The sequence below is a fragment of the Kribbella sp. genome, assembly GCF_035655035.1.
Lineage (GTDB): Bacteria > Actinomycetota > Actinomycetes > Propionibacteriales > Kribbellaceae > Kribbella.
Genome location: NZ_DASRVN010000680.1, coordinates 1 through 6180 on the forward strand (window position 1 = coordinate 1; position 6180 = coordinate 6180).

Annotated in this window: 4 protein-coding genes and 1 pseudogene; 1 reads left to right on the forward strand and 4 read right to left on the reverse strand. The window is 70.3% G+C overall.

The window, feature by feature from the left end; genetic code table 11:
- On the reverse strand, positions 1-1047 hold a 1047-nt coding region (locus VFF46_RS35535), incomplete at its 3' end, for a maltotransferase domain-containing protein (RefSeq protein ID WP_325041644.1).
- Between the two features lie 186 nt (positions 1048-1233).
- Here VFF46_RS35535 and glgP point away from each other — a divergent pair.
- A complete protein-coding gene (gene glgP / locus VFF46_RS35540) occupies positions 1234-3828 on the forward strand; it encodes an alpha-glucan family phosphorylase (RefSeq protein WP_325041645.1) in 2595 nt (864 codons plus the stop codon).
- Positions 3829-3898: 70 nt separating this feature from the next.
- Here glgP and VFF46_RS35545 read toward each other — a convergent pair whose 3' ends face one another.
- The 3 genes and pseudogenes from VFF46_RS35545 to VFF46_RS35555 form a co-directional block, all read right to left on the reverse strand.
- On the reverse strand, positions 3899-4771 hold the full coding sequence (locus tag VFF46_RS35545) for a transglutaminase domain-containing protein (protein ID WP_325041646.1): 873 nt from the start codon (positions 4769-4771) through the stop codon (positions 3899-3901).
- The gene (locus tag VFF46_RS35550; RefSeq protein WP_325041647.1) at positions 4771-5595 is read right to left on the reverse strand and encodes a MerR family transcriptional regulator; all 825 of its coding nucleotides are present in this window, start codon (positions 5593-5595) and stop codon (positions 4771-4773) included. Before VFF46_RS35550 ends, VFF46_RS35545 begins: the two co-directional genes overlap by 1 nt.
- A 78-nt stretch (positions 5596-5673) precedes the next feature.
- A pseudogene (locus VFF46_RS35555) lies at positions 5674-6180 on the reverse strand (hypothetical protein); the annotation flags it as partial.

Consider the following 6180-nt stretch of genomic DNA (forward strand, 5'->3'; position numbering starts at 1 on the left):
CTGGTACTTCTTCGGCGGGTTCTCGGCGTACGCGATCGAGCCGTCGGCGCGGACCGAGAACCACTTCGGGTGCTCCTTGACCCACGGGTGGTCCGGCGACGCCTGCAGCGCCAGGTCGATCGCGACCTCGAGGCCGACCTCGCGCGCGCGGCCGACGAAGTACTCGAAGTCCTCGAACGTGCCGAGCTCCGGGTGGATCGCGTCGTGGCCGCCCTCCTCGGAGCCGATCGCCCACGGCGAGCCCGGGTCGCCGGGCTTCGGGTCGAGGGTGTTGTTCGGCCCCTTGCGGAACGAGTGCCCGATCGGGTGGATCGGCGGCACGTAGAGGATGTCGAAGCCCATCTTCGCAACGGCCTCGAGCCGCTGAGCCGCGGTACGGAAGGTGCCGGACTTCCAGGTGTCGGTCTCTTCGTCGTACGTCGCACCCTCGGAGCGCGGGAAGAACTCGTACCAGCTGCCGTACAGCGCGCGGGTCCGGTCCACCCACACCGGGTACGTCTCCGACGACGTGATCAGCTCGCGCACCGGGTACCGCCCGAGGGCCGCCCGGACCTGCGGGGAGATCCCCGCGGCCAGCCGCGCCTCCGGCGGCAGCGCGCCGTTCGCCAGGGCATGTGCCGCGTCGCTCAGCGTGGACCGGTCCGCCCGTACGGCGGGTGGTACGCCGGCGGCCGCCCGGTCGAAGAACGCGGCGCCCTCGGCGAACATCAGGTCCACGTCGATCCCGGCCGGCACCTTGATCTCGGCGTTGTGCCGCCAGGTCCCGTACGGATCGCTCCAGCCCTCGACCGCGAACGTCCACGCGCCCTGCTCCTGCAGCGTCACGTCGACGCTCCACCGGTCGGTGCCGGGCGCGCCCGGGGCCATCAGCATCCGTCTGGTCTGTCCCGACGGTGAGGTCAGGACGACGTTCGCGTTCACCGCGTCGTGTCCCTCGCGGAACACCGTGGCCGCGATCGTGAACGTCTCGCCGACGGCTGCCTTGGCCGGATACGCTCCGGCGTCGACGGTCGGGGTGACATCGGTGATCGGGATGCGCCCAGTCATGGCGTAGACGAACCTTCGCTTTCCGTGATGCTGCGGATCCGGCGGATGGACGTAGTTCCTGTAACACTGACCGTATCGGTTCCCGCCCCTGCTCTGTGACATGCACAGCTGCAAAATCTTGCTCGCGTTGCAAGATCGATGCATCCCGAGGGTGTCTTGCGCACCCTGGCCCGGTACGGTGTCCCGGTGCGAGCGATACGACGATTCTCCGTCCGCCCTGTCCTGCCCGAGCCGCTGACCGGTCTGGGCACCCTGGTGAACAACCTCCGCTGGGCCTGGCACCCGGAGACGCAGGACGTCTTCGAGGCCGTCGACCCGCAGCTGTGGCGGAGCACCGGCGGTGACCCGGTCAAGCTGCTCGGTGAGGTACCGGCGGCCCGGCTCGACGAGCTGGCCAACGACCACGCTTTCCTGAGCCGGCTGGAACTGGCGGTAGCCGACCTGGACAGCTATGTCACCGAGGACCGGTGGTTCCAGACCGCGGGCGGTTCACCGCTCGACGCGGTCGCGTACTTCTCGCCGGAGTTCGGCATCACCCACGTGCTGCCGCAGTACTCCGGCGGTCTCGGCATCCTCGCCGGTGACCACCTGAAGGCGGCCAGTGACCTCGGCGTACCGCTGATCGGCGTCGGTCTGCTGTACCGGCACGGCTACTTCGCGCAGTCGCTGAACCGTGAGGGCTGGCAGCAGGAGCGTTACCCCCTGGTGGATCCGGACGGGCTGCCGATCAGCCTGCTCCGGGACGGTGACGCCCCCGCGACCATCACGCTGGCGCTGCCCGGCAACCGCGAGCTGCACGCGCAGATCTGGGTCGCCCAGGTCGGCCGGGTGCCGCTGCTGATGCTCGACTCCGACATCGAGGAGAACGAGCCGTCCGAGCGCGAGGTGACCGACCGGCTGTACGGCGGGTCCACCGAGCACCGGCTGCTCCAGGAACTGCTGCTCGGCGTCGGCGGCGTCCGCGCGGTCCGGACGTACTGCCGGATCACCGGTCACGCCGCGCCCGAGGTGTTCCACACCAACGAGGGCCACGCCGGTTTCCTCGGCATCGAGCGGATCCGCGAGCTGGCCGCCGAGAAGGACCTGGACTTCGACACCGCGCTCGAGGTCAACCGCGGCGGCACCGTGTTCACCACGCACACGCCGGTCCCGGCCGGTATCGACCGGTTCCCGGTCGAGTTGATCCAGCAGCACTTCTCCGCCGACGTGTTCGGCCCGGAGGTCCCGATCGAGCGGATCCTCGAGCTCGGCGCCGAGGACTTCGAGGGCGGCGACCCGGCGCTGTTCAACATGGCGATCATGGGCCTGCGGCTGGCCCAGCGCGCGAACGGCGTGTCCAAGCTGCACGGTGTCGTCAGCCGCGGGATGTTCGCGGGGCTGTGGCCGAGCTTCGACCCGGTCGACGTACCGATCACCTCGATCACCAACGGCGTGCACGCGCCGACCTGGGTGGCGCGTGAGGTGCACGACCTGACGTACGCGAACTACACCGCCGACGGCGACTCGGTGTTCGAGGGTCTGGACAAGACCACGGACGCGCAGATCTGGGAGACCAAGCGGCTGCTCCGGCAGCGGTTCATCGACGACACCCGGTCCCGGGTGCGGCAGTCCTGGATCAACCGCGGTGCGAGCGACGCCGAGCTCGGCTGGGTCGACTCGATCCTGGACCCGGACGTACTGACGATGGGCTTCGCGCGGCGGGTCCCGTCGTACAAGCGGCTGACCCTGATGCTGCGCGACCCGGCGCGGCTGAAGTCGCTGCTGCTGCACCCGGAGCGTCCGGTGCAGATCGTCATCGCCGGCAAGGCGCACCCGCATGACGAGGGCGGCAAGAAGCTCATCCAGGAGATGGTGCGCTTCGCCGACGACCCGGAGGTGCGGCACCGGATCGTGTTCGTGCCGGACTACGACATCGCGCTCGCGCAGCCGATGTACCCGGGCTGCGACGTCTGGCTGAACAACCCGCTGCGGCCGTACGAGGCCTGCGGCACGTCCGGGATGAAGGCGGCGCTGAACGGTGCGCTGAACCTCTCGATCCGCGACGGCTGGTGGGACGAGTGGTACGACGACGAGTTCGGCTGGGCGATCCCGTCCGCCGAGGGGATCGAGGACACCGACCGCCGCGACGACCTCGAGGCGCACGCGCTGTACGACCTGATCGAGAAGCAGGTCGCGCCGCGGTTCTACGACGGTGCGGTCCCGGGCCGCTGGATCGAGATGCTCCGGCACACGATCAAGGAGCTCGGCCCGAAGGTGCTCGCCACCCGGATGGTGAAGGACTACGTCGAGCAGCTGTACGTGCCGGCCGCGCAGTCGTCGCGGGCGCTGAACTCGACGTACGACGGTGCCCGCGAGCTGGCCGCGTGGAAGCAGAAGGTCCGGGCGGCGTGGCCGCAGATCCGGGTCGACCACGTGGAGCTCCAGGGCCTCGGCGACGTACCGCAGCTGGGTACCACCGTCGGGCTGCGCGCCTTCGCGGCGCTCGGCGACCTCGAGCCGTCGGACATCTGTGTCGAGGTGCTGCACGGCCGCGTCGACACGAACGACGAGATCACCGACCCGGTCCGCACGATGCTGTCGCTGGCCGAGACGTACGAGGGCAACCGGCACCGGTACGAGGGCGAGCTGAAGCTCGACCGCACCGGCCCGTTCGGCTACACGGTCCGCGTCGTCCCGAACCACCCGCGCCTCGCGTCGGTCGCCGAGCTCGGCCTCGCGGCCGGCCCGTCCGACCCGGACGACCCCAGCACCCCCGACCTCCCCGCCGGCTCGGAGTTCTGAGCCCGACCAGAAAAGACACGCCCCCGCCTGCCTCACCAGGCGGGGGCGTTTTCGCACGCCGCAAGCGGGTTCAGCGGCTGAGGTCCTGCCAGGAGAACGCCCCGCCTGATGCCGGGGAGGTGACGAACGCGCGGCCGGTGAAGGTGAGCGCCGGATCCGTCCGGTAGAGCTCGTCGGCCTCCTTCGCGGCGGCCTCGTCTCCGTTGTCGGCGGCAACCATCAGCCGGGCGATCCGGTCGGTGCCCTCGACGTCGGCGCCGTCCAGGGTGCCTGACATGCTGCCCCAGTTGTCCCACAGCAGCAGCTCGTCGCCGTTGAGGTGGGCCAGCTGAAAGTGCACGTAGGTACGGATGAACCAGCCGCCGTGCAGCTTCAGCGGCGCGTCGGGATTCGGGTCGACGCCGTACAGATCGCCGTCGAGCTCCCCGGCCCGGTACCCCAGCCAGACCTCGGCGGCGGACTTGAACGGCCCGGCCGGCATGTCGGCCACGTCGAACGGGTGTGTGCCGGGCTCCAGTTCGGTGTCGATCATCGCCCAGCGGTCCCCGTCCCAGTACTCCGCGACCACGTGGTCGTTGTTGAAGCCCTCGGTGAAGTAGTTCGCGAACCCGACCCGGCTGCGCGCCGGGATCCCCTTGTGCCGCAGGACGGAGACGAACAGCAACGTGTGGTCGCGGCAGCACCCGACCACCCGGTCGACCGGCTCCCGCGGCGCCGCGAGCGGCGTACCGTTGCGCTTCTGGTCGGTGTCGAGGATCGCCGACACCCAGCGGCTGTCGATCTCGGCGAGCCGCTCGCCGGTGAAGTCGATGCCGCCGCCGCGGTAGTGGATCACCAGGTTGCGCACCACCGCCGCGATGCCGGCAACGTCGTCCGGCAGCGCGTCGAACAGGCCTGCGTGTACGCCGGGGTCGCTGAACCGGCTCTGGATCGCGTAGTCCATCAGAGAGTCCTTTCGAGAACGGGCAGAGCGATGTCGACGGCCGGCTGGTCGCGCGGGAGCAGGTGGCAGTCGGGGAGGTACACCTCGCGCGGCGGACCGGCCTCGGGCAGGCCGTGCGCGCGGACGTGGTCGTTGACGAGGTCGTACGCGAGCATGATCCGCGGGTACACGCACTCGTCCATCGTGATCGTGCAGTACGCCTCGCGGTGCGCGGGCTCGACCCGGATCCCGATCCGCCCGGCCGGGTCGACCAGCCCGTCGAACGGGACGCACACCTCGACCGTCGCCTCGCCCTCGGGGGTGACCGCGCCGTGGTAGATCACCCACGACCCGACGGTCGCGCTCGCCCCGGCGGCCCGCAGGTACGTCAGGATCTCGTCGGTGCACGTCACGATCACGCCGATCAGCTGCTGCTGGTCGGTGTCCTCGCGGATGCTGGCGATCTTGGTCGCCGGTACGTCGCGGGTGTGTACCGGTCGCGGTGTGAGTCCCGGCGTACCGGATCGGGCGAGCCGGTCGCGCAGGTACTCGAACGTCGCGCGTCGCGCCGAGGTGGTCGCCTCCTCGGCGGCCCACCAGCGGTCGAGCCGGATCATCGCGAACTCGTCGGTGCCGGAGAGTACTTCGGTGATCGTGGCCAGCGGCATGTCCAGCTGCCGTAGCACGCTGATCCGGCGCGCCCGCTCCAGCTGGGTCTCGTCGTACCGCCGGTATCCGTTGTCCGGGTCCACCTCGGCCGGGGCGAGCAGCCCGGACACGTCGTACAGCCGCAAGGCCTTCAACGAAAGCCCGGCGCGCCGCCCGAACTCACTGATCGTCAACACGCAGCTATCAAACCCTCTGCCCCTGGGGCAGAGTAAACCCCGGCCGCTGGTGCGACCGGGGTTTGCCGTGCAGCAGACTCAGTCGGCGGTCACGCAGGTGACGAACGGCTGGACCGTGATCTGGCCCTTCGGGTCGTTGTTGGTCAGCGCGACCGTCCACGAGGAGGCCGTCGACACACCGTTGACCGCGGTGATGTCGCTCGGGTAGGAGCCGTTCAGCAGTACGTCGGCGGCCGTGGTGCTGCCGGTGTCCCACTTGAGGCCGCCGCCGATCGCCTTCTTGCCGTCGGCGCAGGTCAGCGTCACGGTGCTGTAGCCCTTCGGCACCGTCTTCTGCGGGCCGTCCACCGAGAGGCCCGAGACGCCGTCCTTGCCGGCCGCACCGACTGCGCCTGCGGGGCCCGCGGGACCTTCGGGTCCGGCCGGGCCGGCCTCGCCGGTGGCCGGCTTGTTGAGCTTGTCGCGTACGGCGGCGTTCAGGTCGATCTCGGCGATCGAGCCGTCCACGACCTGGGCCGACGCGACGGAACGCGCGCACAGCGGGTAGCTGAGGGTCGCGCACCCGGTGCCGCCGGCGGCGTTCGC

Bases quoted from the DNA above. Each gene is read 5' to 3' on its own strand.
- VFF46_RS35545 (WP_325041646.1), bottom strand. From the start codon at position 4,771: ATGGACTACGCGATCCAGAGCCGGTTCAGCGACCCCGGCGTACACGCA.